The following is a 20,638-nucleotide window of genomic DNA, read 5'->3' on the forward strand; positions in this document are numbered from 1 at the left end:
CTATTATATTAATCTTCAATTCTTTCAATCTTAGCTCCTATAGATTTTAAACGTGCTTCAATATCTTCGTAACCTCTATCTATCTGTTCAATATTATTAATAATACTTGTTCCTTTTGCTGAAAGTGCTGCTATTAACAATGAAATACCTGCTCTAATATCTGGTGAAGTCATTTTAGTAGCCTTCAATTGCGATTTAAAATCGTGTCCTATTACTGTAGCTCTATGTGGATCACATAAAATCACTTTTGCTCCCATATCGATTAATTTATCGACAAAGAACAAGCGGCTTTCAAACATTTTTTGGTGTACTAATACTGTTCCTTTTGCTTGTGTAGCTACTACTAAAACAATACTTAATAAATCTGGTGTAAATCCTGGCCAAGGAGCGTCAGCTACTGTTAATACTGATCCATCAATATAACTTTGAATTTCATAACTTACTTGTTCTGGGATATAAATATCATCTCCTTTTCTTTCTAGTTGAATTCCTAACTTTCTAAATACATTCGGAATCTGCCCTAGATCATTCCAACTAACATTTTTAATTGTTAATTCAGAACGTGTCATAGCAGCCATACCAATCCAACTACCTATTTCAATCATATCTGGTAAAATGGTATGCTCACAACCTCCTAATGATTCTACTCCTTCAATTGTAAGTAAATTAGAACCTACTCCAGAGATTTTTGCTCCCATAGAATTCAACATTTTTGATAATTGCTGAATATATGGTTCACATGCTGCATTATATATTTTAGTGGTTCCTTTAGCTAATACCGCTGCCATAATAATGTTAGCAGTACCAGTTACAGAGGCTTCATCTAACAACATCTCTGCACCAACCAAACCAGTATCGGTTTCTACTCCATAGAAGTATTCTTCACGATTGTAACGGAATTTTGCTCCTAAGTTGATAAATCCTTCAAAGTGGGTATCTAAACGACGACGTCCTATTTTATCTCCTCCTGGGCGTGGAATATATCCTTTTCCAAAACGAGCTAATAATGGACCTACAATCATAATAGATCCTCTTAATGAGCTACCATCTCTTTTAAATTCTGGTGATTCAAGATATTTTAAATTGATATCATCTGCCTGAAAGCTATACGAATTTTTAGATAGTTTTTCTATCTTAACTCCTAATTCCCCTAAAATAAAAATCAGCTTATTAACATCAATAATATCAGGAACATTATTTATAATTACTTTTTCTGAGGTTAATAACACTGCACATATAACTTGCAATGCTTCATTTTTTGCTCCTTGTGGTGTTATTGTTCCTTTTAACTTGTGACCTCCTTCAATTTTAAATGATGCCATTTACTTTTTTCTATATTTATTAGTGCTTCCTTTTCCTTTTGAATGACTTTTGTGCTGACCTTGACTGCTACGCTTTCTTAATAAACTTTTGCTATCTGCTAAATCTTCTTCGATGTCTCGAATATCAATTCTCCCATCAGACAACTCATATAAATGATTAAAAATCACATTATCGTCCACTGTGTCTTTATTCCAGTTTAAATAGCATTTTTTCATATGGTTTGCAATGGTAAACACCAATGCTTCTTTCATTTCTCCATCTTCCCATGTTAATGCTACATCGATCATGGTTTGAATATTAGTCCCATAAAAACGGTACTTTGATGCTGATTTCGGATATGGTAATCTATCTGGAGCTTCTTGTAACTCTTCTTTTGAAGGTGTTTCATATGGAGAATCTACATCTAACTCAAAATCTGCCATTATATGTAACTGATCCCACAATTTATGCTTAAAGTCAGGCACATCTCGTAAATGAGGTTGTAAGTTCCCCATTACATCAATAATAGCTTTAGCCATTGTATTTCGCTCTTCTTTATCTTCTAAAGCGATACAATGATTCACTAATTTTTGTATATGCCTCCCATATTCTGGGATAATTAACTTGGATCTTTTCGAATTGTATTCTAAATCAAACGTCATTTCTCTATATTTTATCTATGCAAAATAGGTAATTATTATGAATTAACTACCCGATTACTTTCAATTTTGCAAATTGTAACAATAATTTCTTTTTACCTACAGTACTAAATTCTATTTCTGCTTTTTTATTAGGACCTTTCCCTTCTAAAGCTAACACTTTCCCTGTACCAAAGCGATTATGTTCTACTATATTTCCCACAGTAATCTCTCCATCAAATAAGTTCATTTTCGGGCTCATTTCTGAAACCTTTTTCATTTTACTTTTTGGTGGAACCACATTTGGTTTTTCCTTCTTTGCTAAAAACTCTTTTCTTTTTTTCTGAATTGGTTTTTGAAAACGTATTTTTTTCGGAGTATCATCTTCAAACAAACTAGCATCAATAAATCTATTAACCGAAGGTTCTGGTGTTTTTGGAGTCAAATATTCGATAAACTGTTCGTCTATTTCTTCTAAAAATCTACTAGGCTCTCCATCGGTTAATTTACCCCAACGATAACGTGTTTGTGCATAGGTTAAATAAGCTCCTTTTTCGGCTCTTGTTAACGCTACATAAAACAAACGACGTTCTTCTTCTAACTCACTACGAGTATTCATACTCATAGCTGAAGGAAATAAACTTTCCTCTAATCCTACAATATATACATAAGGAAATTCTAGTCCTTTTGATAAGTGAATTGTCATCAATGAAACTCGAGGATCTTCATCTTCTTTATCAGAATCAAAATCGGTCGCTAATGCTACATCTTCTAAAAATGAAGTTAATGAAGCATCTTCTCCTGTTTCTATTTTATCGGTAATAAAATCTTTTATCCCGTTTAAAAGTTCCTGAACGTTTTCAACTTTATTAACCCCTTCTGGTGTTCCGTCTTTTTGTAAATCTTTAACTAATTGTGTTTGTTTCACCACCAAATCAGCAATTTCAAAAGCGTTTTTAGTTTGTGTTTCAATTTGAAAACGCTGAATCATGTTTACAAAGTTCTGCAACTTTGTTTTGGTTCCAGAATTAATACTGATATCTATAGTATTGATATTCTTTAAAATATCAAACATTGATTTTTTATAATGATTCGCTGCAATGGTTAGTTTATCTAATGTTGTAGCTCCTATACCTCTCGCCGGATAATTAATGATACGCTTCAATGCTTCCTCATCATTCGGGTTTATTAAAATTCGTAAATACGATAATAAATCCTTGATCTCTTTTCGCTGATAAAAAGATATTCCTCCGTAAATTTTATACTTAATATCTTTTTTACGTAAAGCATCTTCCATCGCTCTCGATTGCGCATTGGTACGATACAAAATAGCAAACTGGTCACTTGTTAGCTGATGATTCATTTGGTTTTCCCAAATAGATTGCGCTACAAAACGTCCTTCTTCTCCATCAGAGATAGTACGCATTATTTTCACATTATCTCCAGCATCATTTGCTGTCCAAATTTCTTTATCTAGCTTAGTTTTATTCTTATCAATTACACTATTCGCAGCTCGAACTATGTTACTTGTTGAACGATAGTTTTGCTCTAACTTAAATGTTTTTACGTCTGGATAATCCTTTTGGAAATTCAAAATATTCTGAATATTTGCTCCACGGAATCCGTAAATACTTTGTGAATCGTCTCCTACCACACAAATATTCTGAAAACGATCTGCCAACGCACGTACAATCAAATATTGTGAATGGTTGGTATCCTGGTACTCATCAACCAAAATGTAACGAAAACGATCTTGGTATTTTGCTAATACATCAGGAAAGCGCGCTAATAACTCGTTAGTTCGTAACAACAAATCATCAAAATCCATCGCTCCAGATTTAAAGCATCTATCAACATACTCTTTGTAGATATCTCCTACTCTCGGACGACTTGCTTCTAAGTCGGCTTGTTGTAAATCAGAATTATTAAAATAAGCCCTAACCGTAATTAAACTGTTTTTAAAAGAAGAGATTCTACTTAAAATTTGCTTTGGCTTGTATCTATCTTTATCTAAGTTCATTTCTTTGATAATCGCCGTTATCAATCGAACTGAGTCTTGTGTATCGTAAATTGTAAAATTAGATGGATACCCTAATCGGTCAGCTTCAGAACGTAAAATACGCGCAAAAACTGAGTGAAAGGTTCCCATCCAAAGGTTTTTAGCTTCACTGTATCCTACTACCTTACCAATACGGTCTTTCATTTCACGGGCAGCTTTGTTGGTAAATGTTAACGATAAAATGTTAAATGCATCTACTCCTTGCTCCATCAAATAGGCAATTTTATAGGTCAGCACTCTCGTTTTACCCGATCCTGCTCCTGCTATAATTATCATTGGGCCGTCTTTTTGTAAAACAGCTGCTCTCTGTGGTTCGTTAAGTTGCTCTAAGTAAGTACTCAATGGAAATTAAATTGAAAGAATTTTAAAAATGGAAAATTAACCAATCTTTTAGGTTTTTTAAAGATTCTTAGCCTTTTTTTATTCACTAATTTTAGCTACTATTAATTCTACCCACAACCCGAATTAATCAAAATTCGTCTTAAAACCCTTATTACTTGTTATTCGTTTTAAAACCCGAATTATTTGGTGTTTTGAACCTAAAAACTTATTTTTACTAAAATTTCAGATACATGACAAGTGTAATTACTGGTGATATTATTAATTCTAGAGGCGTTCCTACTGAAACATGGCTTTCTTTATTGAAAAAGTCTTTTAACGTTATTGGAGAAACACCTAAAACATGGGAACTTTTTCGCGGAGACAGTTTTCAAATTGAAATTGAAGATATTTCTGAAGCACTCTTTTTTGCTATTGAACTTAAAACTAATGTCAAGAAAATAAAAGATTTAGACATTCGTTTAGCTATTGGTATTGGTGATAAAAATTTTGATACTGAAAAAATTACCGAAGCCAATGGTGAAGCTTTTATTAATTCTGGATATGCATTTGATCATTTACTAAAAAAACAGAATTTAGCCTTGAAAACTCCTTGGAAAGATATTAACGAAGAGTTTGAGGTTTCTTTGGGTTTGAGTTTATTAATAATGGACAACTGGACAACTAATTCAGCCGCTTTTGTAAATATGTCCTTACAAAACCCCGAGTGTACCCAAAAAGTAATTGCTAAAAAACTAGCTATTTCAGAAAGCAGTGCCAGCGAACGAAGAAAACGCTCTGGTTTTGATGAAATCATCAAACTAGAAAGACGCTATAGAAAACTTATGAATCAGAAACGAACCAACTTATGATACTCTTCTTAAAACTACTCGTCGCCCATTTATTAGGTGATTTTGTGTTTCAACCTAAAAATTGGGTAAAAAACAAAGAGAAAAAGAAAATAAAATCCACAAAACTCTATGCCCATATAGGTCTTCACGCAATTTTATTACTCCTAATTCTACAATTCAACTCTAAGTATTGGAATGTTTTTTTACTTATAATTGTTTCTCATTATCTGGTTGATCTTGGAAAACTATATCTTCAAAAGAAGAAAAACAAACGTTTATTTTTCTTTTTAGACCAAGCTTTACATCTATTTTTTCTAGGTCTTGCTACCTATATATACACTCCTTATAAAATTAATATAAATACCTTTTTAAGTAAACAAAACTTATTACTTTTTGCTTGTTTAATTTTTGTTACCTACACATCTTCCATCATTATTAACATATTAATTTCTAAATGGAACCCTGAAAAAGGTAATAAATCAACAGAACAATCGTTAGCCAATGCAGGTAAGTATATTGGTTTCTTAGAACGCTTATTAATTTTTGTTTTTATTGCAATTAACCAATGGGCCGGTGTTGGTTTTTTACTCGCTGCAAAATCTATATTTAGGTTTGGGGATTTAACTGCATCAAAAGACAGAAAGCTTACCGAGTATGTACTGATTGGAACTTTATTAAGTTTTGGATTGGCAATTTTAACAGGACTCGTATATTCGCATTATGGAAGATAAAATTATTGAAGGGCTAGCTTATGCCCTACCAGCATTAGTAACTGGCGGTGTAGCTTATCTAATTTTAGGCCGCTTTATTGAACAAGATAATAAAGAAAAAACATTCAACGCTTTAGTTGAAAAAAAACGTGAAAGTTTACCTACAAAACTACAAGCTTATGAACGTATGTTATTATTTTGTGAGCGTATCAATCCTTCAAAATTACTTTTAAGAGTTAACCCAATTGGAGATGATACTGATAATTACCTACAACTTTTAATTGCTAATATAGAACAGGAATTTGAACATAATTTAGTGCAACAATTATATATTTCTGATGATAGTTGGAAAGCTGTTACAGCTGTTAAATTAGCTATTATTGCAAAACTTCGTTCTACGGCAGAGGAATCTGAAACTGCTAAAGATTTACGAGAAAATGTATTGATTGATTATTCACAACAAGAAAGTCCTGCAAATACCGCTATTGGCTTTTTAAAACAAGAAGTAAAAAAACTGATATAATAAAAAAGCCTCTGATTAGAGGCTTTTTTTATCTTTTTATTTCTCAACTGGTAACTCTAATCTACTTGCCCACTCTGTCCAAGAACCATCGTATACACTGTAGTTTATTCTCTCAGATATTTCAGCACCTAGAGCAAGTATGCATGCTGTGATCCCTGATCCACAAGAAAAAATCATTTCTTCTTCTTTAGGGTTTATTTCTGAAAACATTTTTTGAAGTTCTTCCTTTGATTTCATCTTCCCATCTACTTGTAATTCTACATAAGGTAAACTTTTAGAATTAGGAATATGCCCCACTCTTAAATCCTTCCTAGGTTCAGGTTCTGTCGCATAGAACCTTCCTTTAGAACGAGCATCTAAAATATTTTTTTTATTATGAGAGGCTATTAATACTTCCTCTGTTTCACTTACTTTATCCTTATTAAGGTTGGCTACAAAATTTCCTACAGTTGATTCTCTTTCTTTTTTAGACTCAATGGTATAACCAGCTTCTTCCCAAGCAAGAAAACCTCCGTTTAAAACTGCAATATTTATGAAACCAAATGTTCTGAACAACCACCAAGCTCTTGGAGCTGAATACACTCCTAAGTCGTCATATACCACTATACAACTATCTTTATTTATTCCTAACTGCTGTACTTCTTTCTCAAAATGATTTTCTGACGGAATTGTATTTGGATATTTCCCTTCAGTATCTAAAAAAGTGTTCTTTAAATCAAAAAAAACAGCATTTTTAATCTGCTTTTTTTTCTTTTTACTATCTGCTTTAGCTCCTACTTTCTGAATAGTTGCATCAAGAATTATTAAATTATCTGCATTTATGTTATCGTATAACCAATCTACAGAAACTATAGGTGAATCTACTTTTAGCATTATAATTTATTTTACTTCATTGTAATGGTCATTCCAATTTTGTGGATGAGGCTTCCCTAATTTCCCTACAGATTTAGCTACTAAAGTAGCAACTGTTGCATCACCTGTTACATTAATTACTGTTCTACACATATCTAACGGTCTATCAACTGCAAAAATTAAAGCTAAACCTATTGCTAATTTATCTGCTGGAAAACCAACTGATTCCAATACTATTACTAACATTACCATCCCTGCTCCTGGTACAGCTGCTGAACCTATTGAAGCCAACAACGCTGTTAAAATAATTGTTAGTTGATCAACAAAAGTTAGATCGAAACCTAAAGCTTGTGATATAAATACTGCTGCTACAGCTTGATATAAACTAGTTCCATCCATATTAATAGTAGCTCCAACAGGCAATACAAAACTCGATACTTCTTTATCTACTCCAATATGCTCTTCTACTCTCTCCATCGTAACAGGTAAAGTTGCCGCACTTGAGCTTGTTGAAAATGCTAATAGTTGCGCTGGACTTATCTGTTGTAAAAACCAAAAAGGGTTCTTTTTTGTAAATACACTGATTAAAAACATATAAAAAGCTATCAATATTAATAGTCCTCCAATAACTGTTAATCCATATTTTAATAAAGCTAACAATAAATCAGGGTCATTAGAAGTGACTACAACATTTGCTAATAATGCAAATACTGCAAAAGGAGCTGTTAGCATTATTAGGTCAACCATTTTTAATACAACTTCATTTAACGAATCAAAGAAGCTTTTTAATGGTTTAGCCTTTTTCTCTCCTATCAACAACATTGATATTCCTAAGAAAATAGTAAAGAAAATCACCTGTAACATTGCTTTATTATTACTCATTGCCTGCATTGCATTATCAGGAACCATATCTTCTAAAAATTGAAGTGGTCCACTTTCTCTTTGCTTACTCGCCTCTGCTATTTTAGCTTGTACACCTTCACTATTTGCATAATCTGCTGTTAACTTAGCTATAGTGTCTTCAGATATTCCTTCTCCAGGTTGTACAACATTTACCAATACTAGTCCTACTGTTATTGCTATTACTGTAGTACCTACATATATTAACATGGTACGTAAACCAATGTTTTTAAATTTTGAAATGTCTTTTAAATCAGATATCCCTTTTACCAGAGAAGCAATAATTAATGGTACTGCTATTAATTTTAATAATTTCACGAAAATTGTTCCAAAAGGCTTTATCCAATCCGATACAAATGATGCTCCATTATCTATAAAGGTCATTCCTAACCCAAATAAAATACCTAAAATCATTCCTATTAAAATTTGCCAGTGTAGTGCAAGTTTCTTCATATAATCTATAAATCTATTGGTTTTTTAACTGGCCGTAAGGTATAAAGAAATATTTAAAAAAAAGTGACCTTCAGTTTGTATCTTGTGTCCCATTATTAGAAACTAAGTACTAATCTTATTAAAATAAAAAAATGACGGGAATTTTAGATTTATTAAATAGCGACACAGGAAAGGCAATTATATCTGGTGTTGCTGGCTCAACGGGGCAAGACACTAATAAAACTAGTAGTGTTTTAACAATGGCATTACCTGTTTTAATGAAAGCAATGCAACGAAATGCTACTACACCTCAAGGTGCAGAAAGCTTAAAAAGTGCATTAGATAAACATGATGGTGGGATTTTGGATAATTTAGGAGACTTGTTTAATGGTGGAGTTAACTCTAATGTTTTACAAGATGGAGGTAAGATTTTAGGTCATGTTTTAGGAAATAAGCAACAAGGAGTAGAACAAGTTATTGGTCAAAAAGCTGGGATGGATACTGGCGCTGTTGCTAATATTTTAAAAACTGCTGCACCTATTTTAATGGGACTATTAGGTAAACAATCTCGTCAAAAAAATATAAATAACTCAAATGATTTAAGCGGACTTTTAGGAAGTTTATTAGGTGGTAACTCTACTCAAAAAGAACAAAGTTTCTTAGAACAAATATTGGATGCTGATGGCGACGGTAGTATTGTTGATGATGTAGCTGGAATGATTTTAGGAAATGCTAGTAGCAGTCAACAAAAATCAGGAGGGCTTTTAGGAGGGCTTCTAGGTGGTGTTTTTGGAAAAAAATAACTTTATCCATTTATAGTATAATCAAAGGGTAAACATTTGTTTGCCCTTTTTCTTTTGACTACTTTTGCCCCGATATTAGTATTTATGGAGAAACTAAAACAACGTTGGGGCATAGAAAATAATTGGGCTTTAGCTGCCATTTTTATAGTTTTCGCAATAAACGGTTCTTTTGCTGCTTGGGTTGCTAGACCTATTACCAACCTATTGGGGCTATCTCCTGAAACTATGACTCCGTGGTTATATTACCCTTTAAGAGTTTTTCTTATCTTTCCTATTTATCAAACTACTTTACCTTTAGTTGGATGGCTTTTTGGTCAATTTAAATTCTTTTGGGAATTCGAAAAAAAATTCTTAAGTCGTTTAGGATTAAGCTTTTTGTTTAAAAAAGCGAATTAACCCCTTTCCACACATCTAAAAATCAGTGATTTACCTTTATCTTTCTCTAAAGTATTGTTTATTTTTGCATTATTATTAGATGAATAATAATTCCTCTCTTTTACTTCTCTAGTTTTAAAATAGAATTACTAACTAAACACTATCTATATGAAAACTTTACCAAAAGAGATTCTAGCTCTCTTAATTATTTGTTGTTCAGTTTTAATCTTTCAATCTTGCAAAAAAGAGAAAAAGCAAACTCATAGTGATACTGAAATCAAAAAAGAAGTTATTAAAAAGAAAAAAGTAATTGAAATTATTACGGAAAGTATGGATTTTCAAATGTCTGATACTATACCCTCTGGTTGGAATACATTTCGTTATATAAATAAGTCTCCTCAAACTCATTTTTTCCTTATTGACAAATACCCAGAAGGAAAAAATTCTGAAGATGCTAAAAAGTATGTTGCACCTGTTTTTGATGAAGCTATGAAGCTTATTAATGAAGGGAAAGCAAAAGAAGGATATGCTGAATTTGCTAATTTACCTGAATGGTTTAGTGAAGTTGTTTTTTTGGGAGGTAGCGGTTTACTTTCTCCAGAAAAAACAGGAGAAACAACTCTTTATTTGAATCCAGGAAATTACATGTTAGAGTGTTATGTAAAAATGAGCAACGGTGTATTTCATACATCTATGGGAATGGTTAAAGATGTTGTTGTTTCTGATAAAGACTCAGGAAACTCTGAACCAAAAATAGATGCTAGTATAACTATTTCTAGTGTTGATGGTATTGTTTTAAAAGATTCGGTTTTTGCAGGAAAACGTACTTTTTCTGTCCACTTCAAAGATCAAGTTGTATATGAGAGTTTTGTAGGACATGATATTAACCTAGTAAAACTACAAAGTAAAACTAACCTCGAAAACTTAGAAAACTGGATGAATTGGGCTGACCCAAAAGGGTTAATTGAACCTGCTCCTTCTGATGTTACTTTTTTAGGAGGAGTGAATGATATGCCAACTGGTAATACCGCTTACTTTACTGCTATACTAGAAAAAGGTATTTATGGATTAATCTCAGAAGTTCCCAATCCTTCTGATAAAAACTTATTTAAAACTTTTGAAGTATATTAAAAAAAGGTAAACTAGTTTACTCTTTTAATTAATTCATTAATATTGATTGGTATTGGTAAATCTACACCTTCTTTAAGAAAACGCTTATGTACAGCTTCTTTTAAAGCACATTTCGTTTTAAACTCTCGAAAAGGTTCGTTTAACCATACGTAGGCACGCATGTGAATATGGTCTGTGTACACATCAATAACTCGAACATCCACTTGATGCACATCACCTATTACCTGATCTGGCGTACGATAGTCAATAACAGTTGGTAACTTAACTGCTTCTTCTTGTATAATTCTTCGTGCTAAATCAATATCTGCCTTTAACCCTATTTTAAAGTTGTTAAAACTTAACACATGAGAGTCTTCTATAGTATGATTTAAAATAGAATCTGTACTAATTACCGAGTTTGGTATAATGAGTCGCTTATTTTCGAAGTTATTTATTACAGTATGTCTCAGCGTTATATCTTCAACAATTCCTACACGTGCTTCATCTAATTTAATGTAATCTCCTACCCTAAATGGACGAAATATTACGATAAATGCTCCTGCTATTAAGTTAGATAATGCTGCTTGTGCAGCAAAACCTATAATAGCTGCTAAAATACCGGCTCCAGAAAAAATTAACGTTGCTTTACTTCTAAAAGCAGGCACCATCATAATTACATAAACAACACTTAAAAGGCCTATTACAAATGATACTGAATTGCGTAAAAACTGGATACTTGTTCTACCAAAACGATCTTCTTTTTTACTTTTAATCAGTTGCCAAATAATAGCTCTTGCCAATCTTGAAATAGCCCAAGACACTATAAATACAACTATAATGTATCCTAAAGCACCAAAAAAGGTATCTAAATTAAAACGATATGGTAAAAGCTTATCCATTAAAATAATGCTGTTTGACTCTCGTCATCTTTATCTTTTTTCTTCTTTTGAAGTGCTTTTTCTAATGCTCTCTTTGCTTTATCTTCTTTAGACTCCACAAATTCTTTATCTTTAGGTTTTGCATCTTCTACATCCAAAGGTAATGATTCTTCTTCTTTAATTTCTTCTTCATCGTTTACCTCAATATCTTCAACCTTTTCTTCTTCTGGTTCTTCATAAGGTAACGATTCTAACAAGTTTACTGTTTTTATTTTGTCAGTTGTTAATTGATTTCCTTGAGCTTTAATTCCTTTAATTGCTATAAACTCTTCAAAATTCACCTCTATTTTGTCTAAACTTCTTTTTGAGAAAATCACCTCAGCTATAGGACGATAATCTGTAGCTATGATTTCTAATTTTGATTTCTCTTCTTCTGATATAAAAAGCTCTTCTTTATCTGTTGTTTCAATTAAAAATCGTTTTACAAAATAACGCTCTTTTGTACCGTCGAAATAAATTGCTGAAATTGGCTTGTTTGGTTTCCACTTTTCTAGCACAATCATATCATTATCAAAATGCATCGCTAAATCTGGCGATACTGCTTTTATCTTTCCTGATTGTGTAGCTATTAATATCTTATCTTCTGCTCTGAACTCACCTAACAACTCTCCTCTACCGTCAACATTTAAACGTTGTACCGTATCGTCAAACCAAATTTTCCTAGGTTTTAAAGTTGATACTCCTGCCTCTTTAAACTCTACTTTTTTAACTGAATATTTGGTTACTAAATTACCGCGAACTCCACGTCCTTTTATAGCTAAGTCAGCAAAATCAATATCCCATTTCAATTTTTTAACGCTTCCGACTGCTCGGAGTAAAATAGTTACTACCTCAGCTTCACCATTAGAATTGGCTGTAAAATAAAGTACTTTTGATTTAGTATCTTCATTTGCTAGGTTGTATTCCTTATCACGAGTTACTGATGTTACATTAAAACGCTTCATATACGAAGATCCTTTTGCTCCATCTCTATATATCATGTTGTAAACTGTACGTTTATCTTTTTTCTTAAATATCGCAACATGAATAATTCCTTTTCCTACAAAGGTTTTAGAGTCTACCTTCGTCACTACCATTGAACCATTATCTCTAAATACAATAACATCATCAATATCAGCACAATCGGTAACATATTCGTCTTTCTTTAATGATGTACCTATAAACCCTTCTTCTCTATTTACATAGAGTTTAGAATTACGCATTACAACTTTAGTAGCTACAATATCATCAAAAATTCGGATTTCAGTTTTACGCTCTTTTCCTTTTCCGTATTTTGATTTTAACTCTTTAAAATAATCTATAGCAAAATCAATTAGGTTATCTAAATGATGTTTAACTTCAGTTATTTTTTCCTCTAAACCTTCAATAAACTGTTTCGCTTTATCAATATCGAACTTAGATATTTTCTTAATTCTTATTTCTGTTAAACGAACAATATCCTCTTCAGTTACTTCTCGTTTTAAGTGCTTGGTATGAGGTTTTAATCCTTCATCAATTGCTTTAATTACTCCTTCCCAAGTTTCTACTTCTTCAATATCACGGTAAATTCTATTTTCAATAAAAATACGCTCTAAAGAAGCAAAGTGCCATTGTTCTTCTAACTCGTGTAATTGAATTTCTAATTCGCGTTTTAGCAGCTCTACTGTAAAATCTGTCGACTTTTTTAACACTTCTGTTACTCCAATAAACACTGGCTTATTGTCTTCAATAATACAACATAACGGAGATATTGAGTTTTCGCAACTGGTAAATGCATACAATGCGTCTATCGTTTTATCGGGTGATACATTTGCTGGTAAATGCACTAAAATTTCAACATTAGCTGCCGTATTATCTTCAATACGTTTTATCTTAATTTTACCTTTATCATTAGCTTTTAAAATACTATCAATTAAAGAAGATGTGGTTGTACCAAAAGGGATCTCAGTAATTACTAATGTTTTTTTATCGAGTGCTGAAATTTTTGCTCTTACTCTTACTTTTCCTCCTCGTTTACCATCATTATAATTGGTAACATCTGCTATTCCTCCTGTTAAAAAATCGGGTATGATTGTAAAACTTCTTCCTTTTAAGTATTTTACAGATGCATCTATTAGCTCGTTAAAGTTATGCGGTAATATTTTTGTAGAAAGTCCTACTGCAATTCCTTCCGCTCCTTGCGCTAATAACATAGGAAACTTTACAGGTAAGTTTACAGGTTCTTTTTTACGTCCATCATACGAGGCTTGCCATTCAGTGGTTTTGGCATTGAAAACAACATCTAGTGCGAATTTTGATAATCGTGCTTCAATATAACGAGAGGCTGCTGCACGATCTCCTGTTAAAATGTTCCCCCAGTTACCTTGCATGTCGATTAGCAGTTCTTTTTGCCCCATTTGCACCATAGCATCAGCAATTGAAGCATCTCCGTGAGGGTGGTACTGCATTGTATGACCAACAATGTTTGCTACTTTATTATAGCGACCATCATCTAAATCTTTCATTGAATGCATAATACGACGTTGCACGGGTTTAAACCCATCTTCCATTGATGGTACTGCACGTTCTAAAATTACATATGAAGCATAATCTAAAAACCACTCTTTATACATTCCCGTAACCTTGGTTATGGTTTCTGTATTTTCAAGAGGCTTATTTAATTCTTCGTCGTGTTCGTAATTGTTATTTTCTTCACTCATGTATGAATGTTTAAACGTTTATTCGTTTAAGAGTTGGTTTGTTTCTTTTTGATTAGTAAAAAAATAGCTATCCAAACTAAGGATGCAGCTAACATATTAATATAGGATGACCTATTTGCCTCCCAACTTAAATTGTCAAAATCTACGTTAAATACGTTGACTAAAAAAATTGAAAATGCTATTAATAAATATATTCTAGCTCTTCTATTTCTATCCATTATTTTTTTTGTACTTAGTTACAAGCTAATTTATTTATCTGATGTTTTTTATTCTTTAGTCGTTTTGATAGATAAGCCTAATACTAAAGCCATAATCAGCATTAATAATGTTCCTATATATGAATTTTGACTTGATGGACTACCAAAGTAAACCATTAAGACACACGCGAGGATCATTATCAATGATACTATTATAGTTACTTTCTTTAATTCTTTCATCTTAAGCTTCTTCTACAATATCTAATTCAACTTTTAGATTGTTGATGATAAACTTTTGTCTGTCTGGAGTATTTTTACCCATATAGAACTCTAACATTTGTTCTATCGACATTTCTTTGTCTAACATTATTGGATCTAAACGAATATCGTCTCCAATAAAATGGACAAATTCATTAGGAGAAATCTCCCCTAACCCTTTAAATCGAGTTATTTCTGGTTTTCCTCTTAGTTTATCTATTGCTGCTTTCTTTTCTTCTTCTGAATAACAATAAATCGTTTCTTTTTTATTTCGAACTCTAAATAATGGAGTATCTAATATATATAAATGTCCTTCTTTTATAACCTCAGGAAAGAATTGTAAGAAAAAAGTAATTAATAACAAACGAATATGCATCCCATCTACATCGGCATCGGTAGCAATTACAATGTTGTTATATCGTAAGTCTTCTAATCCGTCTTCTATATTTAAAGCAGCTTGCAACAGGTTAAACTCTTCATTTTCGTAAACGATTTTTTTTGACAACCCGTATGAGTTTAACGGTTTCCCTTTTAAACTAAATACTGCTTGTGTGTTTACGTCTCTTGATTTAGTTATCGATCCACTTGCCGAGTCTCCCTCGGTAATGAATAATGTAGTGTCTAAATATTTTTCTTTTTTTGTGTCTCCAAAATGGATGCGACAATCACGTAGTTTTTTATTATGTAAACTTGCCTTCTTTGCTCTATCTCTTGCTAATTTACGTATACCCGATAATTCCTTACGTTCTTTTTCAGCTTGCAATATCTTCTTTTGAAGCTTATCAGCTACTTCAGTGTTCTTATGTAAGTAATTATCTAGCTGTGTTTTAACAAAATCATTAATATACGTACGAACGGTTGGTAAGTCTCCTCCCATTTCGGTAGACCCTAACTTCGTCTTTGTTTGACTTTCAAAAACAGGTTCCATCACCTTGATAGATATCGCAGAGATAATTGATTTACGTACATCGGAAGCATCAAAGTTCTTTCCAAAAAACTCGCGTACTGTTTTTACTATGGCTTCTCTAAATGCATTTAAGTGCGTACCTCCTTGTGTGGTATTTTGTCCGTTTACAAACGAATGATATTCTTCTGAATATTGTGTTTTACTATGGGTTATCGCTACCTCAATATCATCGCCTCGTAAGTGAATAATTGGATACAACATATCGTCTTGATTGTTGTTGTCTTCCAATAAATCTTTTAATCCGTTTTCTGAATAAAATTTCTCTCCATTAAAAACTATAGTTAATCCTGGGTTTAGGTACACATAGTTTTTTAATAATTTAGAAATGTATTCAGGACGATACATGTAATTCTTAAAGATGGTTTCATCAGCTATAAAAGTCACCTTAGTACCTTTACGGCGTGATGTTTCATCTAATAACTCTTGATTTGTTAAGTTTCCTTTTTCAAATTCTGCTGAGGCTGATTTACCGTCACGGTTAGATTCTACTCTAAAATAGGTTGATAACGCATTTACTGCTTTGGTACCAACTCCGTTTAATCCTACGGACTTTTTAAAGGCTTTGGAATCGTATTTTCCTCCTGTATTCATCTTCGAAACTACATCCACTACTTTTCCTAGTGGAATACCACGCCCATAATCTCGTACAATTACTTTATTTCCTTGTACAGAAACTTCGATGGTTTTACCTCCTCCCATGACAAATTCGTCAATAGAGTTATCTAAAACCTCTTTAACCAAAATGTAAATTCCGTCGTCTGGTGATGATCCATCTCCAAGTTTACCAATATACATCCCTGGTCGCATACGGATATGTTCTTTCCAATCGAGCGAGCGTATATTGTCTTCGGTATATTGTGTTTCCTGCGTCATAAAAAATCGTGTGAATTGAAGTCTGTGCTAAAATAGTACTTCGGCAGAAAAAATAAAAAACTCTGTTAATATAGTTATCAACAGAGTTCGTTTTATTTCTTTTTTAATGCTTTTTTCTCCCATTTACAGAGCAATCTTCCATATTTCCTTACTTTTTTCTCTGTACTTTCTTTAATAGTTGTTTTACATTGAGATAACCCTCTACAATTTTTTTTGAAGTGATATTTTGTGCTTGCTACACTACTACAGATATACACTTTTTTGTCTTCTACTTTTTGAAATGCCACCAATACACTTACTGATAGTAGCATTATTATGACTTTTTTCATTTGTTTGGTTATTTTGGTTGTTTTCTATATTGCCATGGTGTGATTACATTAGGTAATGACCACATACCTATTTTAAGTTGTTTTGCTTTCCTTTCTAACAGGGCATATTCTTTACTTTTTGAATATTTTTTAAAGTGCATTGCCAATCCTTTTTTTACTAAGCTTTTATTGACATTTTTATGATTATCAAAATATATTTCAGCAATTAAACGGTTCCAGTGCCATTTTCCTTTGTTGATTATTTTAACTGTTTTTCCAAAGATTTTGTTGGAAACAAATTGTTTTGCTTTCGTGCTAAAAGGCTGTCCTTTTTCAGGACAATCAATATGCTCTAACCTTATATGTATTGGTTTGTTTTGATATAGTACCTTTACTGTATCTCCGTCTACTACCCCAATCACTCTTGCACTAAATTCTTTTGGTACTTTTACTCCTGTTAAAGTTACTAATAAAAATAATAGTATTGTTTTTAGGTACATAGTTTAGTTAGTATGAATAAAACTGTTGATAATATTATATTTCTAATTAGTTTTTTCTTTCGCAATCTCTTCATAGTAATTTATCGTTTCTAAAAGCAAAGAATCAAACTTATAGACATCATCAATCGTTGCTATTTTTTCCCTTATCTCTTTTTTATTAGCATCAAATACCCCTAAATATTTGGTTTTTCCATTAAAATGAAACCTACATAATGGTTTACGATTGTTATCATCTAATAAAACGCCGAAATAAGATTGTGTATCCCTAAAAGCAATTCTTTCTATAGGTATTTTTTTTCTTAGTATTGCCACCACAATCCTATAGGCTTCCATTTCTTCTTCTGTAGTTACTATTTTATTTTCATTTTTTTCTTCGTGCTCTATACTTTCTTCTACCAACTTTTCTTCTTCTTTATTTAAAGCATTATGCAGTCTTTCATTTACTTTTTCACTTATTAATTGATTAATGGATTTTGACACTAATTCTTTAAACTGCTCTAACACTCTTTCTGTTTGTCTTCCTGAATAAACTCTTGAAGAAAAGAACCGAACAAAATCATTTTCTGGTTCAATTAATTGACTATTAAATATCTTCTTTATTTCTTTTGAATACTTTAAAGAGCTTGCATTATTAACTATTTGATTGACATCAAACTTTGTTTTATGAAATTTAACAACTTCATTAATTACAGGCTCTTTTAGTTTGGTTATATCAAACTCTAAAAATGGTTTTTCATCCATTTTGTTTGTTTCTTCTAAATCGGTGAAGAACTTATATTCTATACCATTAGTTAGAAGTGAAAATCTTGATTTTGATGTATGAAAATATCTAAATAGCTGTGAATTGTGCGTGTTTAAATCTTCTTTCCAATGCTTACATTCTATTATTAAAATAGGAACCTTATTTTCAATTATAGCATAGTCTACTTTTTCTCCTTTTTTCAACCCTATATCTGCTGTAAACTCTGGGATTACTTCTGTTGGATTAAAAATATCATATCCTAATAAGTCTATAAAAGGCAATACAAAAGCTGTTTTAGTAGCTTCTTCGGTTTCTATTTGCTCTTTTAATGTTATTATTTTCTGTGATAACTCTTTTAGTTTGTTGGCTAGTTCCATATTTCTTTATTTTAGGCTTTCATCGCTTGTACCATTGCTATATTTCTAGCGCACTCATCTTCTCTTTCTTTTTTATCTATTTCTTCTATTTGCTGAAAAATTAATGAGTTATACTTTTCTACTTTACTAGACATTGTAAACAAGTCTATCAATGCCCATATACCTAGTCCTCCTAGTGTAAACCAGTATAAAAATTGTACTCCCCATTTTCCTAAATAAGCATAATGAGCTCCTAAAAAAAGCAATAATATGTATGCAGTTCCTGTTGACTTCACCTTTGATTGTAAATAATGTTTGTTCATTTTTTTTTGTTTTGGTTATATACACCAAAGCTAAACTCCCTAAGAAACAAAACCTTACGGATTTCCGTAAGGCTATAAATTCATACTATAAAAATTATATTATTATTCCACCAAAAGTACACCGCTCACATGAACAAACCCTATTACTTTTGTTCGTTTTACCCTCACTTTAATCCATTTTGCTTGAGTGGCTAATATGGTTAGTTTTTCTCCAAAGTCTAATTGTTGAATTACATAATAAGAAGTACTTGGACCACTTCTTAAATTTAAAAGGTTTTTGTTTACCAATAATGTTTTTAGGTAATATGGCTCTTCTTTTAACAATGTACTATTGGTCTTACGTCCGTCAAAAATAGTTTGTTTGGTTTGTGGCTTCTTTGAGTAGCTTTTATAAGAGTTGGTATACCTTTTTGTGCTACTTCTCTTTCCGCAAACACCGCAAGAGCCTCCACTGTTACAATATTTACAATACTTACAGTTTTTACATGCTCTACAGTTAACAGAACCTGTACACCTAGCTTCTGGTGGAACATAACAGCCTACTAAAGCTTTGTTATATAAATTTTCTTTAGAATTGTTTTTCTTCGTTACAACTACCGTAGCAACTATTACTATTAATAATGATGTAATTAGTAATACTTTTTCATATTTCTGATCCATAATATTGAAGGGATTAAGTTTATTATATCAAATCTAATTTCTATAAAACAGAAAACCCTACGGAAATCCGTAGGGTTTAATCAATATAATAGTCGTTTTGCTATTTCCTCTTCTTCTAGCACTTCTCCATTCTTTAGCAGCATCTGTTTTTTCTCACTAATCGGGTTTAAATACAGTTCATAACCATAAGTACAGTTGTTAAACCGATATTTTAATGCTTTTACTCCTGCTAACAGTCCTTTTCTTTTTGTTTCTTCATATACGTAATGTGAACAGGATTTTCTAAATATACAGCATACTGGCTTATCCTTTGGTTTAAACTTCCAATACGTCTTTATAGAAAGAAGTAACAAATGTTTCATTATTCTTTACTAAAAACAATCATTTGTCTGTATGCTGTATATCCTGGTTGAGAACCTATTCCAAAACAACCTGAATCAGGGAGAACATGAGTTTCTACACTTTCTAATCGAACATATCGCCAACCTTGGTCGTTGTAATTACTAATAATAGCTTCTAATTGTTGTGCTACCTTTGCTGAGTTTCCTTTATTTCTATCAATAGAAGGCGTAAAGGGTATTACTTTGTATTCCATGTTTTTCAAATTAACTTGTGTGACATTCTCTACTACAGTAATAGCAACCATTTACTTTTGTGTAGTGCTTTTTAGCTTCTTTAACTGCATCTTTACAATTATCAAACTCTCCTAAATAAATTCTGTTTTCTACATTTGGAATCCATGTACACTCCAACTTATGAACCTCATGGTCTCCATTTGTTTGTGCATTTTTGTTTACATAATATCTTGCCATTTCTATATTTTTAAGATTAATATCACTACAAATTTACCCTCCTTAAAACACAAAACCCTACGGAAATCCGTAGGGCTTGCTATTATGTTAGAGCCTATACAGAAAAGGCATCCATAATTAGAATTTTGCTAGATGTTATATTGGTTTTCTTAA

General features: G+C 32.0%; 22 protein-coding genes. 6 read left to right on the forward strand and 16 right to left on the reverse strand.

From position 1 onward, the window contains the following. Positions 1–8: 8 nt before the first annotated feature. Genes murA through ACQYZ7_RS13515 form a run of 3 tightly spaced genes read right to left on the reverse strand, consistent with a single transcriptional unit; the run spans position 9 to position 4,341 of the window. Positions 9–1,322, reverse strand: coding sequence for a UDP-N-acetylglucosamine 1-carboxyvinyltransferase (gene murA, locus ACQYZ7_RS13505; protein WP_430730253.1), 1,314 nt, complete (start codon positions 1,320–1,322; stop codon positions 9–11). Next, entirely contained in the window at positions 1,323–1,964 is a 642-nt protein-coding gene (locus ACQYZ7_RS13510) for a DUF4290 domain-containing protein (RefSeq protein ID WP_430730254.1), read from the reverse strand. A 46-nt stretch (positions 1,965–2,010) separates the two neighbouring features. Next, positions 2,011–4,341 carry an ATP-dependent helicase gene (locus ACQYZ7_RS13515; protein WP_430730255.1) on the reverse strand — a complete coding sequence of 777 codons (2,331 nt, stop codon included), beginning with the start codon at positions 4,339–4,341 and terminating at the stop codon, positions 2,011–2,013. 230 nt (positions 4,342–4,571) lie between these two features. Between ACQYZ7_RS13515 and ACQYZ7_RS13520 the strand changes: the two genes are divergently transcribed. From ACQYZ7_RS13520 to ACQYZ7_RS13530, 3 genes are read left to right on the forward strand one after another with little or no spacing between them, the layout of a single operon-like run. Further along, positions 4,572–5,189 (forward strand): SatD family protein, encoded by a 618-nt coding sequence (locus ACQYZ7_RS13520; protein ID WP_430730256.1) that lies wholly within the window; start codon positions 4,572–4,574, stop codon positions 5,187–5,189. Further along, positions 5,186–5,899: a DUF3307 domain-containing protein gene (locus tag ACQYZ7_RS13525; RefSeq protein ID WP_430730257.1), complete on the forward strand. Its 714-nt coding sequence runs from the start codon at positions 5,186–5,188 to the stop codon at positions 5,897–5,899. Before ACQYZ7_RS13520 ends, ACQYZ7_RS13525 begins: the two co-directional genes overlap by 4 nt. Then, the gene (locus ACQYZ7_RS13530) at positions 5,889–6,401 is read left to right on the forward strand and encodes a hypothetical protein (RefSeq protein WP_430730258.1); all 513 of its coding nucleotides are present in this window, start codon (positions 5,889–5,891) and stop codon (positions 6,399–6,401) included. Before ACQYZ7_RS13525 ends, ACQYZ7_RS13530 begins: the two co-directional genes overlap by 11 nt. 36 nt (positions 6,402–6,437) lie before the next feature. On the opposite strand, the gene ACQYZ7_RS13535 is transcribed toward ACQYZ7_RS13530, so the two are convergent. Both ACQYZ7_RS13535 and ACQYZ7_RS13540 read right to left on the reverse strand, forming a co-directional pair. Continuing rightward, positions 6,438–7,274 carry a sulfurtransferase gene (locus tag ACQYZ7_RS13535; protein ID WP_430730259.1) on the reverse strand — a complete coding sequence of 279 codons (837 nt, stop codon included), beginning with the start codon at positions 7,272–7,274 and terminating at the stop codon, positions 6,438–6,440. 6 nt (positions 7,275–7,280) lie between these two features. Next, positions 7,281–8,606, reverse strand: coding sequence for a dicarboxylate/amino acid:cation symporter (locus ACQYZ7_RS13540; protein ID WP_430730260.1), 1,326 nt, complete (start codon positions 8,604–8,606; stop codon positions 7,281–7,283). A gap of 131 nt (positions 8,607–8,737) precedes the next feature. Between ACQYZ7_RS13540 and ACQYZ7_RS13545 the strand changes: the two genes are divergently transcribed. From ACQYZ7_RS13545 to ACQYZ7_RS13555, 3 genes are all read left to right on the forward strand, one after another. After that, the gene (locus ACQYZ7_RS13545) at positions 8,738–9,388 is read left to right on the forward strand and encodes a DUF937 domain-containing protein (protein WP_430730261.1); all 651 of its coding nucleotides are present in this window, start codon (positions 8,738–8,740) and stop codon (positions 9,386–9,388) included. An 84-nt stretch (positions 9,389–9,472) separates the two neighbouring features. After that, on the forward strand, positions 9,473–9,784 hold the full coding sequence (locus ACQYZ7_RS13550; RefSeq protein ID WP_430730262.1) for a DUF6787 family protein: 312 nt from the start codon (positions 9,473–9,475) through the stop codon (positions 9,782–9,784). Between the two features lie 147 nt (positions 9,785–9,931). Beyond that, positions 9,932–10,894, forward strand: a complete 963-nt coding sequence (locus ACQYZ7_RS13555) for a hypothetical protein (RefSeq protein ID WP_430730263.1) — start codon at positions 9,932–9,934, stop codon at positions 10,892–10,894. An 11-nt stretch (positions 10,895–10,905) separates the two neighbouring features. Here ACQYZ7_RS13555 and ACQYZ7_RS13560 read toward each other — a convergent pair whose 3' ends face one another. The 11 genes from ACQYZ7_RS13560 to ACQYZ7_RS13610 all read right to left on the reverse strand — a co-directional run bounded on the left by ACQYZ7_RS13560 (position 10,906) and on the right by ACQYZ7_RS13610 (position 20,485). Continuing rightward, entirely contained in the window at positions 10,906–11,772 is an 867-nt protein-coding gene (locus tag ACQYZ7_RS13560; RefSeq protein ID WP_430730264.1) for a mechanosensitive ion channel family protein, read from the reverse strand. Beyond that, complete coding sequence (locus ACQYZ7_RS13565) at positions 11,772–14,489, reverse strand: DNA gyrase/topoisomerase IV subunit A (protein ID WP_430730265.1); 2,718 nt, start codon at positions 14,487–14,489, stop codon at positions 11,772–11,774. The genes ACQYZ7_RS13560 and ACQYZ7_RS13565 overlap by 1 nt, the downstream gene beginning before the upstream one ends. A 438-nt stretch (positions 14,490–14,927) precedes the next feature. Next, entirely contained in the window at positions 14,928–16,784 is a 1,857-nt protein-coding gene (locus tag ACQYZ7_RS13570) for a DNA topoisomerase IV subunit B (RefSeq protein ID WP_430730266.1), read from the reverse strand. Positions 16,785–16,876: 92 nt separating this feature from the next. After that, positions 16,877–17,113, reverse strand: a complete 237-nt coding sequence (locus ACQYZ7_RS13575; protein WP_115901044.1) for a hypothetical protein — start codon at positions 17,111–17,113, stop codon at positions 16,877–16,879. A gap of 8 nt (positions 17,114–17,121) precedes the next feature. Then, complete coding sequence (locus tag ACQYZ7_RS13580; RefSeq protein ID WP_430730267.1) at positions 17,122–17,592, reverse strand: thermonuclease family protein; 471 nt, start codon at positions 17,590–17,592, stop codon at positions 17,122–17,124. Between the two features lie 42 nt (positions 17,593–17,634). After that, complete coding sequence (locus ACQYZ7_RS13585; protein ID WP_430730268.1) at positions 17,635–18,711, reverse strand: type I restriction endonuclease; 1,077 nt, start codon at positions 18,709–18,711, stop codon at positions 17,635–17,637. Between the two features lie 11 nt (positions 18,712–18,722). Then, positions 18,723–19,013, reverse strand: coding sequence for a TM2 domain-containing protein (locus ACQYZ7_RS13590; RefSeq protein ID WP_430730269.1), 291 nt, complete (start codon positions 19,011–19,013; stop codon positions 18,723–18,725). Between the two features lie 102 nt (positions 19,014–19,115). Further along, positions 19,116–19,673: an SH3 domain-containing protein gene (locus ACQYZ7_RS13595; RefSeq protein ID WP_430730270.1), complete on the reverse strand. Its 558-nt coding sequence runs from the start codon at positions 19,671–19,673 to the stop codon at positions 19,116–19,118. A gap of 80 nt (positions 19,674–19,753) precedes the next feature. Continuing rightward, positions 19,754–20,035 (reverse strand): membrane protein insertion efficiency factor YidD, encoded by a 282-nt coding sequence (yidD, locus tag ACQYZ7_RS13600; protein ID WP_430730271.1) that lies wholly within the window; start codon positions 20,033–20,035, stop codon positions 19,754–19,756. Beyond that, positions 20,035–20,268 carry a hypothetical protein gene (locus ACQYZ7_RS13605; protein WP_099216602.1) on the reverse strand — a complete coding sequence of 78 codons (234 nt, stop codon included), beginning with the start codon at positions 20,266–20,268 and terminating at the stop codon, positions 20,035–20,037. Before ACQYZ7_RS13605 ends, yidD begins: the two co-directional genes overlap by 1 nt. Positions 20,269–20,278: 10 nt before the next feature. Then, complete coding sequence (locus tag ACQYZ7_RS13610; RefSeq protein ID WP_430730272.1) at positions 20,279–20,485, reverse strand: hypothetical protein; 207 nt, start codon at positions 20,483–20,485, stop codon at positions 20,279–20,281. Positions 20,486–20,638 lie beyond the last annotated feature (153 nt).

The sequence above is a fragment of the Tenacibaculum sp. SDUM215027 genome, from assembly GCF_050566205.1.
GTDB lineage: Bacteria > Bacteroidota > Bacteroidia > Flavobacteriales > Flavobacteriaceae > Polaribacter.

Bases quoted from the DNA above. Each gene is read 5' to 3' on its own strand.
- murA (WP_430730253.1), bottom strand. From the start codon at position 1,322: ATGGCATCATTTAAAATTGAAGGAGGTCACAAGTTAAAAGGAACAATA.
- ACQYZ7_RS13510 (WP_430730254.1), bottom strand. From the start codon at position 1,964: ATGACGTTTGATTTAGAATACAATTCGAAAAGATCCAAGTTAATTATC.
- ACQYZ7_RS13520 (WP_430730256.1), top strand. From the start codon at position 4,572: ATGACAAGTGTAATTACTGGTGATATTATTAATTCTAGAGGCGTTCCT.
- ACQYZ7_RS13525 (WP_430730257.1), top strand. From the start codon at position 5,186: ATGATACTCTTCTTAAAACTACTCGTCGCCCATTTATTAGGTGATTTT.
- ACQYZ7_RS13530 (WP_430730258.1), top strand. From the start codon at position 5,889: ATGGAAGATAAAATTATTGAAGGGCTAGCTTATGCCCTACCAGCATTA.
- ACQYZ7_RS13535 (WP_430730259.1), bottom strand. From the start codon at position 7,274: ATGCTAAAAGTAGATTCACCTATAGTTTCTGTAGATTGGTTATACGAT.
- ACQYZ7_RS13540 (WP_430730260.1), bottom strand. From the start codon at position 8,606: ATGAAGAAACTTGCACTACACTGGCAAATTTTAATAGGAATGATTTTA.
- ACQYZ7_RS13545 (WP_430730261.1), top strand. From the start codon at position 8,738: ATGACGGGAATTTTAGATTTATTAAATAGCGACACAGGAAAGGCAATT.
- ACQYZ7_RS13550 (WP_430730262.1), top strand. From the start codon at position 9,473: ATGGAGAAACTAAAACAACGTTGGGGCATAGAAAATAATTGGGCTTTA.
- ACQYZ7_RS13555 (WP_430730263.1), top strand. From the start codon at position 9,932: ATGAAAACTTTACCAAAAGAGATTCTAGCTCTCTTAATTATTTGTTGT.
- ACQYZ7_RS13560 (WP_430730264.1), bottom strand. From the start codon at position 11,772: ATGGATAAGCTTTTACCATATCGTTTTAATTTAGATACCTTTTTTGGT.
- ACQYZ7_RS13565 (WP_430730265.1), bottom strand. From the start codon at position 14,489: ATGAGTGAAGAAAATAACAATTACGAACACGACGAAGAATTAAATAAG.
- ACQYZ7_RS13570 (WP_430730266.1), bottom strand. From the start codon at position 16,784: ATGACGCAGGAAACACAATATACCGAAGACAATATACGCTCGCTCGAT.
- ACQYZ7_RS13575 (WP_115901044.1), bottom strand. From the start codon at position 17,113: ATGAAAAAAGTCATAATAATGCTACTATCAGTAAGTGTATTGGTGGCA.
- ACQYZ7_RS13580 (WP_430730267.1), bottom strand. From the start codon at position 17,592: ATGTACCTAAAAACAATACTATTATTTTTATTAGTAACTTTAACAGGA.
- ACQYZ7_RS13585 (WP_430730268.1), bottom strand. From the start codon at position 18,711: ATGGAACTAGCCAACAAACTAAAAGAGTTATCACAGAAAATAATAACA.
- ACQYZ7_RS13590 (WP_430730269.1), bottom strand. From the start codon at position 19,013: ATGAACAAACATTATTTACAATCAAAGGTGAAGTCAACAGGAACTGCA.
- ACQYZ7_RS13595 (WP_430730270.1), bottom strand. From the start codon at position 19,673: ATGGATCAGAAATATGAAAAAGTATTACTAATTACATCATTATTAATA.
- yidD (WP_430730271.1), bottom strand. From the start codon at position 20,035: ATGAAACATTTGTTACTTCTTTCTATAAAGACGTATTGGAAGTTTAAA.
- ACQYZ7_RS13605 (WP_099216602.1), bottom strand. From the start codon at position 20,268: ATGGAATACAAAGTAATACCCTTTACGCCTTCTATTGATAGAAATAAA.
- ACQYZ7_RS13610 (WP_430730272.1), bottom strand. From the start codon at position 20,485: ATGGCAAGATATTATGTAAACAAAAATGCACAAACAAATGGAGACCAT.